This is a genomic window from Nemorincola caseinilytica (genome assembly GCF_039540515.1).
Lineage (GTDB): Bacteria > Bacteroidota > Bacteroidia > Chitinophagales > Chitinophagaceae > Nemorincola > Nemorincola caseinilytica.
Genome location: NZ_BAABFA010000005.1, coordinates 127389 through 149450, shown reverse-complemented (window position 1 = coordinate 149450; position 22062 = coordinate 127389). Strand labels below are relative to the sequence as shown.

Below are 22062 nucleotides of genomic sequence, written 5' to 3'. Positions count from 1 at the left end.
TATGCCCCGTAGCAGGCTACCTTAAAGAAATAAGAAGCTCCTGATCGGTGTGATATCGCATCACCTCCCTTTTATCGCCCAAAAGAAAAATGGCCGCCGGGTCAACGGCAGCCATTTCAAAGGAATGATGATGTATCTTATTTTACCGCTACAGCAGCTACATTTTTGTTGGTCACAGTGGTAACTTTTATTTCTTTCTTTACCTCTACATTGGCAGCAGGTATCTTGTTCTCTTTCTTAGGCAGAGACGGAGCTATCACCAGCGCTACTATCGACATCAGCTTGATGAGGATGTTCATAGAAGGACCCGATGTATCCTTGAATGGATCGCCCACGGTATCGCCCGTTACCGATGCCTTGTGCGGTTCAGATTTCTTGTAATAGGTCTGACCATTGATGTCCACACCCTTTTCGAAAGACTTCTTGGCATTGTCCCATGCACCGCCGGCATTGTTCTGGAACATACCCATCAGTACGCCGCTCACTGTAGCGCCCGCCAGGAAACCACCCAGCGCCTCGGCCTTCATCAGGAAGCCTATGGCTATGGGGGTAAGTATGGCTATAGCGCCGGGAGCCACCATCTTCCTGATAGAGGCCTCTGTAGATATAGCCACACATTTATCGTACTCGGGCTTGCCTGTACCTTCCATTATACCCGGTATGGTGCGGAACTGGCGGCGCACCTCTTCTACCATGCTCATGGCCGCCTCGCCTACCGCGCGTATGGCCAGCGAAGAGAAGATGAAAGGTATCATACCACCTACAAAGAGACATGCAAGCACATCGGCCTTATATATATCTATACCGCTGATGCCTGCCACCCCTACGAAGGCCGCAAAAAGCGCCAGCGCGGTCAGCGCAGCCGATGCTATCGCAAAACCCTTGCCTGTAGCAGCAGTAGTATTACCTACGGCATCCAGTATGTCTGTCTTCTCGCGTACTTCCTTGGGCAGTTCGCTCATTTCGGCTATACCACCGGCATTGTCTGCTATGGGGCCAAAGGCGTCTATGGCCAGCTGCATGGCCGTAGTGGCCATCATACCCGCTGCGGCTATGGCCACACCATACAGGCCCGCACACTCATAAGAGCCCCATATGCCACCTGCCAGCACTATGATGGGCAGTGTGGTAGATTCCATACCTATGGCAAGGCCACCTATGATGTTGGTAGCATGACCCGTCGATGACTGGCGGATGATGCTCAACACAGGGCGTTTACCCATTGCGGTATAGTACTCGGTTATCATACTCATAAGCGTACCTACTACCAGGCCTACTATTATAGCGCCGAACACACCATTTGCAGTGAATTCGTGACCACGCAGACTCATATTGGCAGGTAGTATATGGTTCACCAGGAAGTAGCAGGCCACGGCCGTAAGCACTATAGAGCCCCAGTTACCCATATTCAGCGCCTTCTGTACAGCGGCAGTGCTATTGCCTACGCTGTCAGATATGCGTACGAACATTGTACCTATTATAGAAAGCACGATACCTACACCTGCTATCAGCATGGGCAGCAGTATGGGAGCCATACCGCCAAAGTTGTCGCCCGATGATGTGGTCTCGCGGCCCAGTACCATGGTAGCAAGCACGGTAGCCACATAAGAACCGAAAAGGTCGGCGCCCATACCGGCCACGTCGCCTACGTTGTCGCCCACGTTATCGGCAATGGTGGCAGGGTTGCGGGGGTCATCCTCGGGTATGCCTGCTTCTACCTTACCTACCAGGTCGGCGCCTACGTCGGCAGCTTTGGTGTAGATACCGCCGCCCACACGGGCAAAGAGCGCAATGCTCTCGGCGCCCAGCGAGAAGCCGGTAAGCACCTCTATGGCCTTCTCCATTTCCTCGGGCGTGCCATTTGGCGCGAACATCATTTTGAAGACGATGAACAGGCTACCCAGGCCCAGTACTGCCAGACCGGCAACACCCATGCCCATTACCGAACCACCGCCGAACGATACGTTCAGCGCCTTTGAAAGGCTGGTCCTGGCAGCTTCGGCAGTGCGCACATTGGCCTTGGTGGCTATGCGCATACCTATGAAACCCGCCAGTGCGCTGAACACAGCGCCTATCACGAACGCTACAGCTATGACAGGGCTCGACTTGGGGTTGCTGTACCCCATGAAGGCCAGCAGCAGGCCGGCTATTATCACGAAATAGGTCAGTATCTTGTATTCGGCTTTCAGGAAGGCCATAGCACCCTCGGCTATGTATTTCGCTATTTCCTGCATGCGGGCGTTGCCAGAGTCCTGCTTGCTCACCCACGAGCCCTTAATGAAAGTGTACAGGAGCGCCAGCACTCCGAACAATGGTACGAGGTAAAAAAGTGTCATCATTCTTATAAGTGTGTTAAAATTGAAGTTCGCAAATATAACAGTTCAAGATCAAATACGCACATCATATTTACACCTATCCTACAGTATACGATGCAATAACATATGACGGGTGCCAAAGAGGCGCACACCGAATAATGGCTATCTTTGCCGGGCTACAATGCCGGGTTATCGCTGCCGCTCACAGGGCGGTAGAGGAAAGTCCGGACAGCACAGAGCAGCGCACTACCTAACGGGTAGGTCCCGGCGCAGGCCGGGAACAGACAGTGCCACAGAGAATTACCGCCCCCAACGGGGTAAGGGTGAAAACGTGGTGTAAGAGACCACGACGCTGTATGGCAACATGCAGCGGGGGCAAACCTTGCGTGCTGAAATGCCAAATAAGCATACGCCTGAGGGTAGCTCGCCCGATGTATGTGGGTTGGCAGCTAGAGGCAATGTGCGAACATTGTCCCAGATAAATGATAGCCTGCCCGGCATTCGCGGGGCAACAGGATCCGGCTTACAGGCATTGTAGTTTTTTTGTATCTCCCGCGGCAATAATACCTGATATTTTTCGTTAATTTTATAACGAACTCATTCCTATTTACTATGTCCCCTCGTTCGTATATCTGCCTGCTGGGCATTCTATTCATATGCCATACCGCATACGATGCGGCTGCAAAGAATCGTAAGATAAGCCTGAGGAAGGCCATTGCCACCCGGCTGGTGAACGTACGCGCCAAGGCGCGCGGCGGTACCGGCGAAAAGGCCCTCATACTTGATGTGACCAGCAACAGCCGCGATACACTTTCTATCAACATAGAGCCGGCACTTATGTTCAAACCCGATGACAGCACCCGGCAGCCGCTGGTGACACAAGGCGATGAGATACTGGTACTGAACGCCTGCGAGGAAAAGACCATTGCCCTGGATGCCTACTGTGGCAATAGCGGGGCATATTGCCCCAAACGCGGTGGTAGATATACCTTCTCCCGCCAACTGGACACCACACTTGTAAGCGTGCTGCGCTACGCCAAAAGCAATGATATGCCCATATGCCTGAAACAGGGCGCGGTATGGACATTCACCAACGAGCATCCGCTGCGCTCTGTATACTCGCCACAATATCCTGTGGCATCAGAGAACCTGATAAAGTACATAGCCAAAAAGCGAAAAATGGACGTACCTACCTACTACTCCGGATATGCTACCGATACATCGGGCCAGAGGCCAATGGTGCGCCGTGGCGAGGAGACCCTGTATGTGAACATGAACTGGACCGCGCAGCAGGGTAGCAAGAAAATATATGTATCGGTCTATAGGGCCGATGGCACCCTGCACAAGCGGGTAGAGAACAATATAGTGTCCGACAAGTATGGCTCTGCCGTAGTAGTACGTTTCGATACCCGGCGCGACCAGGCAGGCAAATATATCATACGCCTGCACGACGACATGAACACCACCTTGCAGGAAAAGACCGTGATGCTGAGTATGGAACCGGGTATGTAATGATAACCTGTGTGTTGATATAAGTTGCATATATTTGTTCATCATCGCTCCATTGCAGCCCATACTTTCCATACAGAATATATCCAAGTCATACGGCCCGGTACGTGCCCTGAACGGTGTATCGTTCGATGTGCCGGAGAGCAGTGTGTTCGGTATACTGGGGCCCAATGGTAGTGGCAAGACCACCATGCTGGGCATCATACTGGATGTGCTGGTGGCCGCGGGCGGTACCTATAGCTGGTTCGGTGGCATACCTCATGCCGAGGCCCGCAGGCGCATAGGGTCATTGCTGGAAACGCCCAACTTCTACCATTACCTCTCCGGTTACGACAACCTGAAGATAAATGCCACCATCAGGCAACTGAAAGAAGACGACCGCGACCGGGTGCTAAAACAGGTGGGACTGCTGGAGCGCAAGCACAGCAAATTCCAGACGTACTCACTAGGTATGAAACAAAGGCTGGCCATTGGCGCAGCCCTGCTGGGGCAACCCAAAGTACTGGTGCTCGATGAACCCACCAATGGGCTGGACCCCGCTGGTATAGCCGAGATACGCGACCTCATTCGCACACTGCACAGGCAGGGTATCACCATCATCATAGCCAGTCACCTGCTGGACGAAGTAGAGAAGGTATGTACCCATGTGGCCATACTGAAGCGCGGCGACCTGCTGGTACATGGCCCCGTGAACGAGGCCCTGCGCAATGAGGATGTGATAGAGGTACGGGCAACAGACATGCACGCGCTGGAAGAAGCATTGAAGCAAATGGCAGGCATAAGCAGCACGAAAATAAGCGAAGGCACCCTGCTGCTGGCTTGCGAGCAGGGCACCGGCCCTGTGCAGGTGAACGAGTATTGCATAAGCAAGGGCATAGTGCTCTCGCACCTGCTGCTGAAGAAAAAGAGCCTGGAAACAAAATTCATGGAACTGACCAACAACTGATATGCTGGCACTGCTATCTATAGAATGGCTGAAACTAAGGAAGTACCGCACCTTTTGGGTGCTGCTGGGCCTTTTTGCCCTGCTGCTGCCCCTGTGGAACTATGAGATAGCCAGCGGTGTACTGAAACTGGGTGGCAGCGGCAAAGATGGCATCAACCTGCTCAATACCGCCTATTCTTTCCCCGAGGTGTGGGCCAACCTGGGTTTCTGGGGTAGTATATTCATACTTTTCCTGTCCATACTGGTCATCATCATCACTACCAATGAATACTCCTTCCGCACCAACAGGCAGAATGTGATAGATGGCCTCACCCGCATGCAGTTCTTCCATACCAAGGTGCTGCTCGTTGTCACATTTAGCCTCATCATCACGTTATACTTCCTGCTACTGGGTGTGCTGTTCGGCAAGGGCTATTCCGGCTCGTTCAGCGGTGCTTTCTCCGATCTCAAGAGTGTGTTCTATTTCTTCGTCATGTGCCTCGACTATATGGGGCTGGCACTCTTGCTTTCCTTTGCCATCAAACGCAGCGGGCTGGCCATAGGCCTCTTCCTGCTGTACTCTATGATAATAGAGAACATAGCTAAAGGCATCATCAACAGCTATGCCGATGCACCATATGGCAACCTGCTGATGCTGCAGTGCAGCGACGAGCTGCTACCCTTCCCTCTTATGATGATGACCAAGGCCATAATCTCGCAGGTAGATAAGATATCGAAAGAGACATACCTGGCCGTCACCCTTGGCTGGTGCGCCGTATATTACTTTGCCGGCAGGGCCATACTGAGGCGTAATGACTGGTAAGCGAACACGTTGCCCCATTCATATCTCCCTCGCTTCTTTACCACTTGTACATTACCGCTTTCCCCATATTTACCGCATACACACCTTGTTCCCATAATTCGTACCTTGGTCAACTCAAAAAACGACCAATGGCACAACTGGTAAGGAAGGAAGACGCACTGGAATACCATGCAAAAGGACGGCCGGGAAAAATAGAAGTAGTAGCTACCAAGGAAACAAAGACACAGCGCGACCTGGCGCTCGCCTACTCTCCCGGTGTGGCCGATCCCTGCATGGAGATACATGCCAACCCCGAGGATGTATATAAATACACTGCCAAGGGCAACCTGGTGGCCGTCATAAGCAATGGTACCGCCGTGCTGGGCCTGGGCGACATAGGCCCCGAGGCCTCTAAGCCGGTGATGGAAGGTAAGGGCCTGCTCTTCAAGATATATGCCGATATAGATGTGTTCGATATAGAGCTGAACTCGAAGAGCATAGACGAGTTCGTAACTGTGGTAAAGGCGCTGGAGCCTACTTTCGGCGGCATCAACCTTGAAGATATAAAGGCGCCCGAATGCTTCGAGATAGAACGCAGGCTGAAGGAAGAACTGAGCATACCCATCATGCACGACGACCAGCATGGAACGGCCATCATATCGGGTGCGGCGCTGCTGAACGCCCTGCAACTGGTAGGCAAGAAGATAGAAGATATAAAGATGGTGATAAGCGGTGCGGGAGCATCGGCCATATCGTGCTGCAAGATATACATGGAGCTTGGCGCCCGCATAGAGAACATGTATATGTTCGACACCAAGGGCCTGATAGTAAGCAGCCGCACCGACCTGGACAACAACAAAAGGCCTTTTGCCAAAGACATGGCACAGGTAGACCTGGGCACTGCCATGCAGGGCGCCGATGTGTTCATAGGCCTGTCGAAGGGCAATATAGTATCGCAGGATATGGTAAGAAGTATGGCGGCGAAGCCCATAGTTTTTGCCCTGGCCAACCCCACGCCCGAGATATCGTATGACGAAGCCATAGCTGCCCGCCCCGATGTGATAATGGCCACCGGCCGGTCGGACTACCCTAACCAGGTGAACAATGTACTGGGTTTCCCCTATATATTTCGCGGTGCGCTGGATGTGCGTGCACGCAGCATAAACGAGCCCATGAAGCTGGCTGCCGTAAAGGCGCTGGCCGCACTGGCCAAAGAGCCCGTGCCCGATATAGTGAACGCTGCCTACAACGATAGCCACCTGCATTTCAGCCCTTCCTACATCATACCCAAGCCTATGGACCCACGCCTGCTGGTAACGGTATCTACTGCCGTAGCAAAGGCGGCCATAGAAAGTGGTGTAGCACGCAAGCACATCACCGACTGGGAGGCATACGAGACAGAACTGCAGCGCCGCTCGGGCTCTTACGACCACCTGCTGAAGTTCATCAACAACAAGGCCAGGCAGAACCCGAAGAAAGTAGTGTTCGCCGAGGCAGAGAATGCCAAGATACTCCATGCCGCACAGATAGCCCGCGACGAGGGTATAGCCATACCCATACTGCTGGGCAATAAAGAAAAGATAAAGGCCATGATAGCCGAATATGGCTACCACCTGGATGGCGTGGAGATAATAGACCCCAAATGCGCCAGCATGGAGCCTACCCGCAATGCCTATGGCGAGGCCTTCTTCGATATGCGAAAGCGTAGGGGCGTGAACCTGTACGAGGCTAAAAAGACAATGCGCGAGCGTATCTACTTTGGCTGCATGATGGTGCACAATGGCGATGCCGATGCCATGATATCGGGTCTTACCCGCAAGTACCCCGATACCATTCGCCCTGCGCTGGAGATAATAGGTATGGAAGAGGGTGTACGCAAGGTGGCAGGTATGTACATCATGCTCACCAAAAAAGGCCCGCTCTTCTTTGCCGATACCACCCTCAACTTCAACCCCACGGAAGACGAGCTGGTGGACATCACCATGCTCACGGCCGATATGGTAAGCAGCTTCAACATAAAGCCGCGCATAGCCATGCTGTCCTACTCCAACTTTGGCAGCAGCCCATCGCCGGAGGCCACTGCTGTGCGCAATGCCGTCGCAAAGATCAAAGATGCCAATCCCGATATGGTGATAGATGGCGAGGTACAGGCCGGCGTAGCGTTCAACAAAGATCTGCTGAAGGAGAACTATCCTTTCTCCGACCTCGTGAACGAATCGCCCAATGTGCTCATATTCCCCAATCTTGCAGCAGGCAATATAGCCTACCACATGCTACAGGAGGTAGGCGGCGCCGAGGCCGTAGGCCCCATACTGCTGGGCCTGCGCAAGCCGGTATATGTGCTGCAACTGGGCAGCACCGTGCGCCAGATAGTGAATATGATAGCCCTTGCCGTAACAGAGGCCCAGAGCAAGGGAAAATGATAATATAAGATACTGCGAATGCACCACGCTACTGCCATAGGGCACAGCATGGTGCATTTGTTATAACAACTACCTTTGCGCCATGCTTACAGACAACGAGACAGAGGATGTATGGGACGATGAGGACCCCGAGGCCGAGGTATCGGAAGCGGACAGCGAGCCGGTAGAACGCCTGCGCATAGTTACCGACAAGCGGCAGGAGCCCCTGAGGATAGACAAATTCCTGATGAACCGGCTGGAGGGCGCTACGCGCAACAAGGTACAGCAGGCCATAGATGAGGGCTATATACTGGTGAACGACAATGTGGTAAAGGCCAACTATAAGGTGAAGGCCAATGACACCATAGTTGTCTTTGAGACCCGCAGGCCCGAAAGCCAGGAGATAATACCCGAGAACATTCCGCTGAACATAGCGTACGAGGACGACAGCCTCATGATCATCAATAAGCCTGCAGGCATGGTGGTACACCCCGGCTGTGGAAACTATAGCGGTACATTGGTGAATGGCCTGTCGTACTACCTGCAGCAGGGCCAGGTAGATGTTACGGGCCTGAACCGTGTAGGCCTTGTACACCGCATAGACAAAGACACCACCGGCCTTATAGTGATAGGCAAGACCGAAAAGGCCATGCATTCACTGGCTGCGCAGTTCAAAAAACATACGGTATACCGCCGTTATATAGCCCTTGTATGGGGCGACCTGCCCAACGATGAGGGCACCATACAGGCACATATAGGCCGCAACCTGCGCTTTCGCAAGATAATGGATGCCTTCCCCGATGGTGAGTATGGCAAGGATGCCATCACCCACTACAAGGTACTGGAGCGTTTCAATTATGTGACCCTTGTAGAGCTGCGGCTGGAAACAGGCCGTACACACCAGATAAGGGTACATATGAAGCACATCGGCCACCCGCTCTTCAACGATGGCACCTATGGCGGCGACCGTATAGTGAAGGGTACTGTCTTCAGCAAATACAAGCAGTTCGTAGATAACTGCTTTGCCATATTGCCGCGCCATGCGCTGCATGCAAAGGAGCTGGGCTTCACCCACCCTGCCACCGGGGAAAAGGTACAGTTCGACTCCGATCTGCCGCGGGAAATGGTGGAAGTGATAGAGAAGTGGCGCACATATACCACTGCCATGAGAAAGGCGTAATACAACTCCTTTCTCTTCTTTCCGTAATACTTCTTTATCTTAGAAGAATGGTCCATAAGATACTTAGCGACAAGCCCACCAAACTATTTGTGGCACTGGCCTCGTTCTTTGTTGCGAACGCCCTCATAGCAGAGTGTATAGGCGGCAAACTGCTCTCTCTGGAGAAAGTGTTCGGCATGGAGCCACAGCCTTTCACCCTGCTTGGCGAATCGGGCCTTACATATACCCTTTCCTGCGGTGTACTGCTATGGCCGCTCGAGTTCATCATGACCGATATAGTGAACGAATACTTCGGCCAGAAGGCCGTCAGGCGCATATCTTATATAGCCGTGGTGCTTATCAGCTATGCTTTCTTCTGTTTCTATGCGGCCATCAATACCCCTTCCGATACCTCCTTTTGGGTCACCAGCCAGAAGGATAGCGGCATACCCGATATGCAGGCCGCATTCAGTGGCATCTTCGGCCAGGGTATGTGGATAATAGTAGGCAGCCTTATGGCTTTCCTCATTAGCCAGTTGGTAGATGTATGGGTGTTTCACAAGATCAAGCAATATACCGGGGAGAAAAAGGTATGGCTGCGTGCTACAGGCTCTACAGTGGTATCGCAGTTCGTAGATAGTTTCGTAGTGCTCTTCATAGCGTTCCAGATAGGCCGTGGCTGGAGTTTTCCGCGTGTAATGGCCCTATGCCTCATCAGCTATTCTTACAAGTTTGCCGTGGCGCTGCTGCTCACGCCCATCATATACCTTGTAGAGCGCATCATAGACAATTACCTGGGTCATGACACGGCCCGCGAAATGAAGGCCGCAGCCATGACCAAGGGCGAATGAACGAGCGGCTCTGCACTTGAGTGACGTATAGCCCTTAGATCACATCATATACAACATTGTAAAATTCGTATCTCGCAAGAAATTTCCGCCGAAACAGGCCAATTTGTATATTTTTTCAACTTTTTTACAAAATTTTTGTCCCTTTTGGGGGTTTCTACACTATTGCCGTTCTTATTGATCGATAATCACTTGGGGCATGCACCATCAAAATAGGACTGCCGCCTTATCATTTTTTTAACGCAAAGCACTCTTTCGTTAGTAACTAATTAACGAATGATGTTGTAAATTTATGTCAACAACACATCCGGAACAGCTGTTATTTGGAGGTTGTCAATACCCTATCGGCGCCGTATCAACTATATTTTTAAACCTATTAAAACCACATTTTAAACCATTCAAAGAAAACTATCACGATCGAAGTAAACGCAAGGGAATTAAAGTAGCACCCAAAATTTTAAGGCACTCAAAACAGAAAAATTCATCGCTAATCACTTAAACTCGAACCGTTATGAGACTGTACATCAAAAATATGGTCTGCCTCCGGTGTAAAATGGTTGTTGAAGATGTGCTCAAGAAATTAGGACTGCATTATTCTGCAGTTGAGCTAGGAGTAGTGGAAGGAGTTCCAGACATAACAGACACACAGAGAGCAAAGTTAAAAGAAGACCTGCACAACTCGGGATTGGAGTTGCAGGAAGACAGAAAGGAGATACTGATAGAGAAGATCAAGAACGTCATCATCAAGATGATCCATAGCCTGGAGGAATTGCCTGCCGTAAACTATTCGTACTACATCAGCGACGCTATAGGCCTGGATTACACCTATCTTGCCAATACGTTCTCTTCTGTGAAGGGTATCACCATCCAGCAGTACATTATCAAGCACAAGATCGAAAAGGTAAAAGAACTGTTGCTGTACGGCGACATGAACCTTACCGAGATCTCGTACAAACTAAATTATAGTAGTGTAGCGCACCTGTCCAGCCAGTTCAAGAAGGTGACAGGCCATACTCCCAGCGACTACAAACACCAAATGAGCGAAAAGCGCATCGCGCTAGAGGACATCTGATACGGCCAGTGAACACATGTAGCGGCGCCATAGTTAGTACATGTGATTTATATAAGCCAGGTCCCCAAGCTTATAACAGTTACCCTTAAGTACCCAAGTAATTTTGTGTGAGGTATATGCCAGGCGACCCCTGGCATATACCTCACACATCCGATACCCATGTGCCTTATTACAGGGTATGCTACTTACGAGAAACATTATTTTTTCACAATAAAAAACCCACACACTATGAGAAGCAACATCATTGCAATCGCAGGCGCACTTATCATCTCAGGCTTTATGGCCACAGGCTGCGGATCGAGCGAGGACCGCGCAAGGGAAGATGTAAAAGACGCACAGGAGAACGTAGCAGAAGCACAGAACGACCTGAACAAGGCAAATGCCGAGTATGAGGCCGAGATAGAGGAATATCGCCGCACTATGGTAGATCGCTCTGAGGCCAATAACCGTACTATAGACGAGCTGAAAGCCAATGTAGACAAGCAACGCAAAGAGGCCAGGGAAGAATACAGGCAAAAAGTAGCGGCCCTGGAAGAAAAGAACAGGGAACTGAAGGCCCGCATGAGCGACTACAAGGCCGATGGTAAGGACAAATGGGAGAACTTCAAAACAGAGTTCAACCGTGATATGGACAACCTGGGCCAGGCCCTGTCGGACCTCGGCAAGAACAATGTGAAATAAGCATTGTTCACTACCAGTACCCATCCTTTCACTACTAAAACCTATGTCATGAAAAAGCTATCATTCATCCCATTGCTTTTGCTGACACTCTGCATGCAGCAGGCGACAGCACAGGTGGTGGTACCTGATACCCGTACAGATCTCGTATTCGGCCTGAAGGCCGGTATCAATGGATCGAACGTATGGGACGAACAGGGACAAAGCTTCAGGGCCGACCCTAAAGTTGGCTTTGTAGGTGGTGGTTACCTGGGCATACCCATAGGCAAATACCTGGGTGTACAGCCCGAGCTCCTCTTCTCGCAAAAGGGGTTCAAGGCCACAGATGTGATACTGAATTCCAAATACACGCTCACACGTACTACATCGCATATAGATGTGCCGGTGCTCATACAGTTCAAACCTGTAGAATTCATTACCATACTGGGAGGCCCGGTATACTCGTACCTGCTGAGCCAGCGCAATGTATTCGTATGGGAGAACACAGCGCTGGAGCGTGAGCAGGAATTCGAGAACGACAACATACGTCGCAACAGGCTGGGCCTGATGTTCGGTGGCGATGTTGTGGTCGCACCTATGGTCATTGGTGCACGCGCAGGCTGGGACCTGCAGCAGAACAATGGCGATGGCTCGTCATCTACGCCCAGGTATAAGAACCAATGGCTGCAGCTGACGCTGGGTTACCAGTTCTGATGCACGCAGTAAAAGTTATAACGGACAACAACCTATTCTATCACTTCTAAACCTCACAACTATGAACGGTCTGCTTTATGGTATCGCAGTGATACTGGTACTCATATGGGCCATAGGCTTCCTCGGATATGGTACCGGTGGCATCATCCACATACTACTGGTCATTGCCATTATCGCTGTGCTACTAAGGATAATAAGGGGCAACAGGCCCGTATAAAGACACTAAAAAGTAAAACATTTTTAACCCTCAAAACCAATAGCTATGACCACAGGAAAAGCAGTAGCAGGCATACTGGCGGGCCTTGCCGCCGGAGCGCTGCTCGGTGTATTGTTCGCACCCGACAAAGGATCTGAAACACGCAAAAAGATCGCTCGCAAAAGAGATGATGCAATGGACGGCATGAAAGACAAATTCGATGAGCTTGTGAACGGACTTACAACAAAGTTCCAGGCGGCCAAAGAAGAGGTCTCTAACATGCTATACCAGAAAGGCAAGAACCATGTGGACCAGGTAAGCAAGCTTCCGTCAAAGGCATAAGGTGTTCATAATGGACATGCGATAAAGCCACGGAACCGATACTTTACCGTATCCTTACCATCCGGGCCATACGGCTCATACCGGTACCGAAGATGCTGAGAATATCAGCGCCTGAGGTACCGGTTCTCTTTGGGGGCTACTTCATCTTCCTGCCCCGCGCATAGGTAGCTACTACCTTTGTCTTTAGTACATCGCCCGGGGCAGCTTTCATCAGATCTTTATCCATTATCACCAGGTCGGCCTTCTTTCCTACTTCTATGCTGCCCACTTCATTTTCCATAAAACAGCCCTTTGCGGCCCATATGGTCATGCCGCGTAGTGCCTCCTCGCGGCTCAGTGCTTCCTGTGGCTGAAAACCTCCCTCGGGATACCCTTTGGCATCTACACGCGCCGTAGCTGCCAGAAAGGTCCTGAAGGGTGATATCTCCTCTACCGGGAAATCGGTACCCAGCGGTAGCCACCCATTCTGCTGCAGCAGCTGCTTGTAAGCATAGGCGGTCCTTATGCGGTCTGCGCCCAGACGGTCGCCGGCCCAGTACATATCGCTGGTGGCATGTGTAGGCTGCACCGATGGTACCACCGAGCATTCGCCGAACATATCTATATCTGCAGGGTCTACCACCTGTGCGTGCTCTATGCGCCAGCGCTTGTCGTTCCTGCCCTGCAGGTGACGCTTGTATATATGCAGCGCCATACGGTTGCCGCTATCGCCTATGGCATGTGTGCATAGCTGCATATCGGTACCTACCAGCATCTGCGCCAGCGAATCGAAATGTTCCGGCGGGCTCAGCAGGAAGCCACCCCAGCCCGGCTTGTCGGCATAGTGTTTCAGCAGGCAGGCGCCACGGCTTCCCAGCGCACCATCGGCATAGGCCTTTACCCCTCTCACATACATCTTTGACGTTTTATAAGGGCCTTCGCCTGCAAAGTGTTTCCTGGCATCGGCATCGTTGCCTGCCAGGGCGGTAGCGCGCCACTGCATATATTTTTTGTAAGTGCTGCCATCATCGCTCAGCATCACATACAGGTTCATGTTCAGCTTCCCCTCACGCTGCAGCGAGTCTATCATCATCACATCTTCGTACGGCAGGCCGCAGTCGGCCACAGTGGTCACACCCAGCGCATAACAGTCTGCCTCGGCCGTCCCTAGCCATTGCTCATGCTCTGCCCTTGTAGGTTTGGGTACTATCCGTGCCACCAGGTCCACGACATTGTCTATCAGCAGGCCTGTAGGCTTTCCGTTCTTTACCTCTACCTTACCGCCTGTCAGTTTGGTATCAGCCGTTATGCCAGCCAGCTCCAGCGCTTTGGCATTGGCTATGGCCGCATGGCCATCTATACGGTCCAGCAGTACCGGCCTGTCGGGGAAAAGCTCGTTCAGTTCTTTATTATCGGGATACTCCTTGCCGGGATACAGGTTCTGGTCCCATCCACGGCCTCTTATCCACAGCACCTTTGTATCGCGCGCAGCATATGCTTTTACCTTCTCTATGGCAGCGGCCCAGTTGGTGCATTCATACAGTCCCACCTCGTACCGCGACCTGCCATAACCCAGGAAATGCGCATGGGCATCTATAAGCCCCGGGTACACGGCCTGCCCATGGGCATCTACCATTTCTGTGGCCTTGTATCTTTCCTGTATATCCTTGCTGGTGCCTACGGCCACTATATCGCCATCTTTTACCGCTATGGCCTCTGCCATGGTAAAAGCGCTATCTACGGTATATACTACCCCATTGTAAATGATGAGATCTGCCGCCTGCTGTTGCCTGCAGGATGCGAAAAAGAAAGGCAGTAAGAATGTGGCAGCGTATCGTTTGAGCATAAAAAGAGATATATACCCCGAAAGTACGGTATTCTACCCTTGAGTTCAAAGCCAGCGACCACCAATGTCTCATTTTTGGAAAATATCTCCACCAAATGGACGACTGGCACACTGCACAAAAATTCAATCATTTGATTTTCAGTGTTTTATGTTTCTGGCACAGCGTTGGTTATATACCTGTCAAACAAAACAACTAACAAACTAAAACGAACTACAATGAAAAACATCTTCAAGTCTCTCGCTCTCGCTACTGTTGCCCTGGTTTCTTTCTCTAACAGCTCTTTCGCACAGGCCACTGCAACTGCTTCTGCATCTGCTAACATCATCACTCCCATATCTATCGTTAAGACAGTAGACATGAACTTCGGTAATGTGGCCGTGTCCGCAACCATAGCAGGTACTGCCGTTCTGGCTCCTGCAGGTACCCGTACCACAGGTGGTGCAGGTGGTGTTACCCTTCCTGCTACTACAGGTACTGTAGCTGCTGCCAGCTTCACAGTATCGGGCCAGGGTGGTTACACTTATGCAATAACACTGCCGGTATCATGTGTTATCACTGATGGTTCTTCACACAACATGACCGTTGACAACTTTACCAGCTCACCTTCTGCCACAGGTACCCTGAGCGCAGGCGGTACCGAGACCCTGAACGTAGGCGCTACCCTGAACGTAGCTGCCGGTCAGGCTTCTGGTCTTTATACTAATGCAACTGGTGTTCCCGTAACGGTGAACTACAACTAATATACATTGTAGTGCCTATTAAAGCCTATCATAAAAGCGCCCCATGGGGCGCTTTTATCGTTCTTATATATACTGTCGAAAAACCTTTACTGGTACTGTATGTACATGGGCTTTGGGTATAGTTTCAGCACATCTTTCGGAGACATGATGGTATTCCACGGTGGTGTCTTTATATCGTTCTTGTAGAACAGCTTGAAGCCTGTGAACTGCACCGGCTCGCTGCTCACGGCCAGCTTGTAAGAGTTCACCTTCTTTGCCGGGAAGCCCCAGCCGTCCATATCCATCACTATCTGTACCTCGGGGCGCAGGGCTATGTTCTTGTAGTTGGTCACCATGCCTTTCGTAAAGCGGTGTACCACCAGTATCTTAGGTGGTAGGTCGTTCTTCTTCACCAACTCTGCCAGGTATTCCGATGCATAGTTCAGGTCGGCTGCATCAAAGGTGCCTATCACACTGCCCGGCACCTTGCCTGTCTTCATAGAGAACTCCGGGTCTACTGCCAGGTGCACGTTCGGCAATGCCAGGTACCGCTCCAGCTCGGGTATCTCTTTCTGCAGAGTGCTCAGGCCCACCTGTATATCCAGGAACACTATGGCATTTATCTTGGCGGCCAGTTCCAGCGTTTTGTCTATCTGGGTAAAGGGCATGCGCAGCCTGTACATACCGGCCTTGCCCGGCTGCCCCTGTGCCGATACCACTATATAGTGCAATGCAGGTATCACCTTTACAGAGCTATCGGCCTCCTGCCATTTCGCTACCTCGCCCTGTAGTTTTTTCAGCATGCTTTCGGGCTCTATCTCGCCCAGTATGCCCATGCGGGTAGAGTAAAAGTTACCATAGTAGGCCACTATGCGGTGAAACGGCAGCAATGCTCCCGGCAGCGGATAGCCGGTCTTCACGGGCCATTTCGCCGATGCCGAATCGTGCACCATATGCAGTGTCAGTGCATTGTATGTGGCGGTATCCAGCGTGGGAGGGGGAGGCGGCTCCGGTGCAGCAGCAGGAGGTGCGGCAACTACGGTATCTTTTTTTGCAGCAGGTGCGGCCGACACCTTTTTCCTGGCTGCCTCTGTATCGCAGGCGGTGAGCATGAAGCAGCCCAGCATAAGGGCAGCTATACGGGTTTCTATTCGGCTACGCATGTATATATGATACGATGATCTGGATGGAAAGGTACTCGTAAATGCCTTTCGGGCTGCTGTACAGGCAAGCGACCGGCGGATATTTATCCACACGAAATGCAGAGACCGCTATTTCATCTGCTGCCGGTATGGGTTGTACTTCTTGCGGCGGTAATCGCCACGTTTCCATGCCTCGAAGAATTCGCCCCATGCTATGGGGTTCAGAATGTTCATAGGTGGGCGCTGGCCATAGTACACGGCCTCGTTGGCCTGCTGGCGCAACTGGCGCGACTGGGCCTCCTTACCATCCATGGGCAGCGTATATGCCAGCATGCGCAGCAGGTACACGTCGGTGTTCTTGCGGGCTACCTCGTACTGGTCGTTGGGTATGTCCCAATGCTTGAAGGCATAGTCGAAGGCCTCTTTCGATGGCAGCGGGCGTATGATGGTCTCGGGCAGGTAAAAGGTATCCTGCACCATTAGTTGTATCATAGAGTAGTAGGTGCCGGGCAGGTCCTTCGGCACAGCGAATTCCTTGGTGCGGTAGCCCACATTGCTGAACTGCAGCGTATCGCCCTTATACACTACTATAGAGAACACGCCGTTGTATTCGGCCTCTATACCGCGGTTCTTGTTCTTCACTATTATTATGGCGCCCGGTACCGCACGCAGGCTGTCGGCGGTCATCACCACACCGTTTATCTGTACTATATTGTCTATGCTTGTCTGCGCATTAGCTATATGTATACCTGCGAACGCAAAAGAAAGAACAAAGTATAAGTAAAGTTTCATGTACATGGTGCTACAGATCTACTCATAAGAACCGGCAGGAGTACTATGCCTTCATCACCGCTTTTTATGACATTAACAGCAACAAAAGTAGCCCGATCTGTCGTACTTTTGCGCAGCAGTAAAAATACTTTAACAAAGGATCATATGATAACAAAAGATGCGGTATTGGCGGCGCTGGGCCAGGTAGAAGAACCCGATCTGGGGAAAGACCTGGTGACGCTGAACATGGTAAGAGATGTAGAGATAGATGGCAAGAACGTATCGTTCACAGTAGTGCTTACTACCCCCGCCTGCCCACTGAAGGAAATGATAGAAAAGGCATGCATCAATGCCATAAGGATACTGGTAGATAAAGAGGCTGTTGTAAAGGTAAAAATGACATCGAACGTGAACAGCAACCGCAAGGATGCACGCTCGGTACTGCCCGGGGTGAAGAACATCATCATGGTGGCATCGGGCAAGGGCGGTGTGGGTAAATCTACCATATCGGTGAACCTCGCCCTTGGCCTTGCGCAGGAGGGTGCATCGGTGGGCCTGCTCGATGCCGATATACACGGCCCGTCCATACCCATAATGCTGGGCATGCGCGACGAGCGCCCCAAAATGACCGACATGAACGGCAAGGGCATGATAGTGCCAATAGAGCGCTATGGCGTAAAGGCCATGTCCATGGGCCTGCTTATTGATGAGAAACAAGCGGTGATATGGCGCGGCCCGCAGGTCAGCTCGGCACTGAAGCAGTTCATATCCGATGTACACTGGGGCGAGCTCGACTACCTGGTCATAGACCTGCCACCCGGCACCGGCGATGTGCACCTTACCATGGTGCAGACCATACCTGTCACAGGTGCGGTCATCGTGTCCACACCGCAAAAAGTGGCCGCTGCCGATGCCCGCAAGGCCATAATGATGTTCAAACAGCCCCAGATCAATGTGCCGATACTCGGAATTGTAGAAAATATGGCTTATTTTACACCGCGGGAACTGCCCGAGAATAAATACTATATATTCGGGCAGGGCGGCGCACGGCAAATGGCAGATCAGTTCGAACTGCCTTTCCTGGGCGAGATACCCCTGGTACAAAGCATACGCGAGGGCGGCGACAAAGGCATACCGGCCGTGATAGATGATGAACAGGTGACGAAAAAGGCCTTTGCAGAACTGGCACAGAATGTGGCGCGCAATATAGCCATACGCAATGCCAGCCTGGAGCCCACCAAAGTGGTGCAGGTGAACTGAGGACACACAACAACGAACTAACCAAACAACAGATACCTTTATGAGATCAGGCTTGTCATCATTGTTATTGCTGCTGCTTGTGCTGCCTGCATCGGCGCAGAGAAAGTATAACAAGAACATCACCGGCCCGCTGGATATAGCCACTGTAAGGATCACAGGTGGCTACTTCGACCTGGGCAATGATGAAGAGGCCCCCGACAGGAAGCCCGGTCATACCGTGAAGCTCAACGACTTCCTGATGAGCACCTACGAGATAAAGCAGGAACAATGGGAATGTGTGATGGAGGCCAACCCCTCGCACCACCAGCCATGTGCCGAATGCCCTGTTACCAATGTATCGTGGAACGAGGTGCAGGAGTTCATAACAAAGCTCAATGAGCTGACCGGCAAAAAATATCGCCTGCCTACAGAGGCCGAATGGGAATATGCAGCACGCGGCGGCTCGTTCGAGCGCCTGGTAAAGCCCAGCAGGCCCAATCGTGGCGGTGTGAACGAATTCCTTGTTGCAGAGCGCAACCGCAATACACGCACACCCGAAAAGCAGAAGACCGGCGACCGCTATGCAGGCCGCAAGGCTGGTCCGCAGTCTATAGCATGGTACGAGACCAATTCTGATGGGTATGTACACCCCGTGGGCAGGAAACAGCCCAACGATGCAGGCCTGTACGACATGAGCGGTAATGCCGAAGAATGGTGCAGCGACTGGTACGCTACCAGCTATGGCAGCCGCGATACTGTAGAGAATCCACAGGGCCCTGCAGGTGGCAAATCTAAAGTAGTAAGGGGTGGCTCTATAGAAAGCACTGCGCACGAAACGGCAGTTACCCGCCGCGCGGCCTATGTACCTACCACCAAGGCCAGGTCGCTGGGTTTCCGTCTGGTGCTGGACAAATAAGGTCATAGATCACACATTTATACAGAGCCGCATTTATGATGCGGCTCTTTTATTTACCCCTTTGCGCGTTAGAAAGATCGGTACCGATATGCTACATTTATACCTATAACAGTAACATATCATGAAACGACCCCTCCTCTTTTGCCTGCTGGCCCTGCCACTTGCTGTAGCCGCCAGGAACGACCCCAAAGCCGATTCCGTGTGGATGACAAGGAACTATACCAAGAAAGAGGTATACATACCCATGCGCGACGGCCAAAGACTCTTCACCGCCATATACGAACCCAGGAACATGAAGGGCAAACACCCTATACTCATGAACCGCACCCCCTACTCTATAGCGCCATATGGCGAAAAGAAAATGAAAGAGTACTGGAAGACACCCTATATGGCCTACCTGCGCAAGGGTTATATAATGGTGGTGCAGGATGTACGCGGCCGCATGATGAGCGAGGGCGAATTCATGGATGTGCGCCCCTACGATGCCGATAAAAGTGGCCGGGAGATAGACGAGGCCAGCGATACCTACGATGCTATAGACTGGCTGGTAAAGAACGTAAAGAACAACAACGGCAATGTAGGCATATACGGCATATCCTACCCGGGCTTCTATGCCACCATGGGCGCTCTTAGCGGCCACCCTGCCATGAAGGCCTCCAGCCCGCAGGCACCTGTCACAGAGTGGTTCCTGGGCGATGACTTTCATCACAATGGTGCGTTCATGCTCATGGATGCCTTCAATTTCTACAGTGTTTTCGGCAAGCCACGCCCGCACCCTACCAGCGAGTTCGGCAAAGGCTTCGACTTTCCTACCAAGGACATGTACAAGTTCTACCTGGAGACAGGTGCGTTGCGCAACTTTGCCAGGCTGATGGGCGACAGCATTACCTTCTGGAAACAGCTATATGCCCACCCCAATTACGACCAGTGGTGGCAAGACCGCAATACACGCAACCATGTGCAGCACATACCACCGGGTACCGCTACGCTGGTAACAGGTGGTCTCTTCGATGCCGAGGACTGCTTTGGCGCATGGGAGCTGTATAAGTCGATAGAGAAAAAGACGAACAACAACAACAAGCTGGTGATGGGCCCATGGATACATGGTGGCTGGGCAAAGACCACAGGCGAATACCTGGGCAATGTACGCTTTGGCAGCAGAACATCGGAATGGTACCAGCAGCACCTGGAGCAGCCTTTCTTTGCCTACTACCTGGAAGGCAAGGGCGACATCAGCAAGATACCCGAGGCCAGCATCTTCTTTACAGGTGCCAATAAATGGCGTTCATTCACCCAGTGGCCGCCTGCGGAAAGCACAGGCAAATGGTACTACCTGGGCGCCGATGGCAAACTATCTGCAACATGCCCTGCCGATAACGGCTGCAACAAGTATCGCAGCGATCCCGCGCATCCTGTGCCCTACTCAGAGAACCTGCTCACAAAACGCACTACCGAATATATGACCGATGACCAGCGTTTTGCCGAACGCAGGCCCGATGTGCTCACCTACACTACCGATGTGCTGAAGACCGATGTGACACTGGCCGGCCCTGTGATAGCCGACCTCTTCTCCAGTATATCTACCACCGATGCCGACTTCGTAGTGAAGCTCATAGATGTGTTCCCCGACGACATGAAGTACGATGATGCAAAGGATGGCAAAGGCAATGGTAAAGAATACCCCATGGGCGGCTACGAGATGCTGGTGCGCGGCGAAATAATGCGCGGCCGCTACCGCAACAGCTTCGAATATCCCGAACCCTTCCTTCCCGGCCGGGTAACAAAGGTCTCCTTCCAATTACCCGATGTAGCGCATGTGTTCCGGAAGGGGCACCGCATAATGGTGCAGATACAAAGTAGCTGGTTCCCTCTTGCCGACCGCAATCCGCAGCAGTTCGTGAACATCTACAAATGCCGCGATGAGGATTTCATACCATCCGATATACGCATCTGGCATGGCGAAAAATATCCCTCGCGTATAGTATTACCGGTGATGGAATAGATACCATTCTGCCCGATGCGATATTTTAGAGACACATAAAACACCAGATACTGAGCATGTCATTCGAACGTTATTATCACATATGAACAGGGATAGGACAGAACATGAGATATGACCTGGTATATACATCGTTGTTTCTTGCCATTACAGGTACAGGGAAACTGAATGCACAGCAGTTGCCCAGGCATATCCCCTTCCTGTCGGGCAACAAATATGGGTATTGTGATAGCAATATGAATGTCCTCATCCCCCCGCAATGGGACGAAGCGCTCTTCTTTTACAACAACAATGCTACAGTTCGTGTCGGCCCCGACTTTTGCCTTATAGACACGAACGGCAAATATGTGATCCCACCCGGGCAACACTGGAACGGGGTAAGACGGGAGAGTTCGTACAAGCGACTTACCGCCTACGACCCTAAAGGCAAATGGAGCAGGTACGACACTGTGATATATGCATGTGAGAACAATTTTATCACAGACCCCGAATGACCTGACCAATAACTT

20 protein-coding genes and 1 other RNA gene are annotated in these 22062 nt (G+C 51.7%); 17 read left to right on the top strand and 4 right to left on the bottom strand.

Translation table 11 applies throughout. From position 1 onward, the window contains the following. Positions 1-137: 137 nt before the first annotated feature. The gene (locus tag ABD843_RS02945; RefSeq protein WP_345078270.1) at positions 138-2339 is read right to left on the bottom strand and encodes a sodium-translocating pyrophosphatase; all 2202 of its coding nucleotides are present in this window, start codon (positions 2337-2339) and stop codon (positions 138-140) included. A gap of 152 nt (positions 2340-2491) precedes the next feature. On the opposite strand from ABD843_RS02945, the gene rnpB reads away from it, so the two are divergent. From rnpB to ABD843_RS02885, 12 genes are all read left to right on the top strand, one after another. Next, positions 2492-2857, top strand: an RNA gene (rnpB, locus tag ABD843_RS02940) — RNase P RNA component class A. Positions 2858-2927: 70 nt separating this feature from the next. Next, complete coding sequence (locus ABD843_RS02935; RefSeq protein WP_345078267.1) at positions 2928-3827, top strand: hypothetical protein; 900 nt, start codon at positions 2928-2930, stop codon at positions 3825-3827. A gap of 34 nt (positions 3828-3861) precedes the next feature. Continuing rightward, a complete protein-coding gene (locus tag ABD843_RS02930) occupies positions 3862-4770 on the top strand; it encodes an ABC transporter ATP-binding protein (protein WP_345078264.1) in 909 nt (302 codons plus the stop codon). 1 nt (position 4771) lies between these two features. After that, positions 4772-5572, top strand: a complete 801-nt coding sequence (locus tag ABD843_RS02925; protein ID WP_345078261.1) for an ABC transporter permease — start codon at positions 4772-4774, stop codon at positions 5570-5572. A gap of 128 nt (positions 5573-5700) precedes the next feature. Further along, positions 5701-7974 (top strand): NADP-dependent malic enzyme, encoded by a 2274-nt coding sequence (locus tag ABD843_RS02920; protein ID WP_345078258.1) that lies wholly within the window; start codon positions 5701-5703, stop codon positions 7972-7974. 82 nt (positions 7975-8056) lie between these two features. After that, positions 8057-9133 carry an RluA family pseudouridine synthase gene (locus ABD843_RS02915; protein ID WP_345078255.1) on the top strand — a complete coding sequence of 359 codons (1077 nt, stop codon included), beginning with the start codon at positions 8057-8059 and terminating at the stop codon, positions 9131-9133. Between the two features lie 47 nt (positions 9134-9180). Then, entirely contained in the window at positions 9181-9963 is a 783-nt protein-coding gene (locus tag ABD843_RS02910; protein ID WP_345078252.1) for a queuosine precursor transporter, read from the top strand. Between the two features lie 508 nt (positions 9964-10471). After that, positions 10472-11032 carry a helix-turn-helix domain-containing protein gene (locus ABD843_RS02905; RefSeq protein WP_345078249.1) on the top strand — a complete coding sequence of 187 codons (561 nt, stop codon included), beginning with the start codon at positions 10472-10474 and terminating at the stop codon, positions 11030-11032. Positions 11033-11260: 228 nt separating this feature from the next. Further along, positions 11261-11713, top strand: a complete 453-nt coding sequence (locus ABD843_RS02900) for a sll1863 family stress response protein (RefSeq protein WP_345078247.1) — start codon at positions 11261-11263, stop codon at positions 11711-11713. A gap of 48 nt (positions 11714-11761) precedes the next feature. Continuing rightward, complete coding sequence (locus tag ABD843_RS02895; protein WP_345078244.1) at positions 11762-12403, top strand: porin family protein; 642 nt, start codon at positions 11762-11764, stop codon at positions 12401-12403. A 61-nt stretch (positions 12404-12464) separates the two neighbouring features. Continuing rightward, a complete protein-coding gene (locus tag ABD843_RS02890; protein ID WP_345078241.1) occupies positions 12465-12620 on the top strand; it encodes a lmo0937 family membrane protein in 156 nt (51 codons plus the stop codon). A 45-nt stretch (positions 12621-12665) separates the two neighbouring features. Beyond that, positions 12666-12941 (top strand): YtxH domain-containing protein, encoded by a 276-nt coding sequence (locus ABD843_RS02885; RefSeq protein WP_345078238.1) that lies wholly within the window; start codon positions 12666-12668, stop codon positions 12939-12941. A 136-nt stretch (positions 12942-13077) separates the two neighbouring features. Here ABD843_RS02885 and ABD843_RS02880 read toward each other — a convergent pair whose 3' ends face one another. Then, positions 13078-14766 carry an amidohydrolase gene (locus tag ABD843_RS02880; protein WP_345078235.1) on the bottom strand — a complete coding sequence of 563 codons (1689 nt, stop codon included), beginning with the start codon at positions 14764-14766 and terminating at the stop codon, positions 13078-13080. A gap of 216 nt (positions 14767-14982) precedes the next feature. Between ABD843_RS02880 and ABD843_RS02875 the strand changes: the two genes are divergently transcribed. Next, on the top strand, positions 14983-15507 hold the full coding sequence (locus ABD843_RS02875) for a DUF4402 domain-containing protein (protein WP_345078232.1): 525 nt from the start codon (positions 14983-14985) through the stop codon (positions 15505-15507). Between the two features lie 86 nt (positions 15508-15593). On the opposite strand, the gene ABD843_RS02870 is transcribed toward ABD843_RS02875, so the two are convergent. Then, positions 15594-16649 carry a hypothetical protein gene (locus ABD843_RS02870; RefSeq protein WP_345078229.1) on the bottom strand — a complete coding sequence of 352 codons (1056 nt, stop codon included), beginning with the start codon at positions 16647-16649 and terminating at the stop codon, positions 15594-15596. Positions 16650-16757: 108 nt separating this feature from the next. Further along, a complete protein-coding gene (locus tag ABD843_RS02865; protein ID WP_345078226.1) occupies positions 16758-17420 on the bottom strand; it encodes a carboxypeptidase-like regulatory domain-containing protein in 663 nt (220 codons plus the stop codon). 144 nt (positions 17421-17564) lie between these two features. Here ABD843_RS02865 and ABD843_RS02860 point away from each other — a divergent pair, with 144 nt between their 5' ends. The 4 genes from ABD843_RS02860 to ABD843_RS02845 all read left to right on the top strand — a co-directional run bounded on the left by ABD843_RS02860 (position 17565) and on the right by ABD843_RS02845 (position 22047). Further along, on the top strand, positions 17565-18659 hold the full coding sequence (locus ABD843_RS02860) for an Mrp/NBP35 family ATP-binding protein (protein WP_345078223.1): 1095 nt from the start codon (positions 17565-17567) through the stop codon (positions 18657-18659). Between the two features lie 40 nt (positions 18660-18699). Further along, positions 18700-19554, top strand: a complete 855-nt coding sequence (locus tag ABD843_RS02855) for a formylglycine-generating enzyme family protein (protein ID WP_345078220.1) — start codon at positions 18700-18702, stop codon at positions 19552-19554. A gap of 121 nt (positions 19555-19675) precedes the next feature. Then, the gene (locus ABD843_RS02850; RefSeq protein ID WP_345078217.1) at positions 19676-21556 is read left to right on the top strand and encodes a CocE/NonD family hydrolase; all 1881 of its coding nucleotides are present in this window, start codon (positions 19676-19678) and stop codon (positions 21554-21556) included. 104 nt (positions 21557-21660) lie between these two features. Next, entirely contained in the window at positions 21661-22047 is a 387-nt protein-coding gene (locus ABD843_RS02845) for a WG repeat-containing protein (RefSeq protein ID WP_345078215.1), read from the top strand. Positions 22048-22062 lie beyond the last annotated feature (15 nt).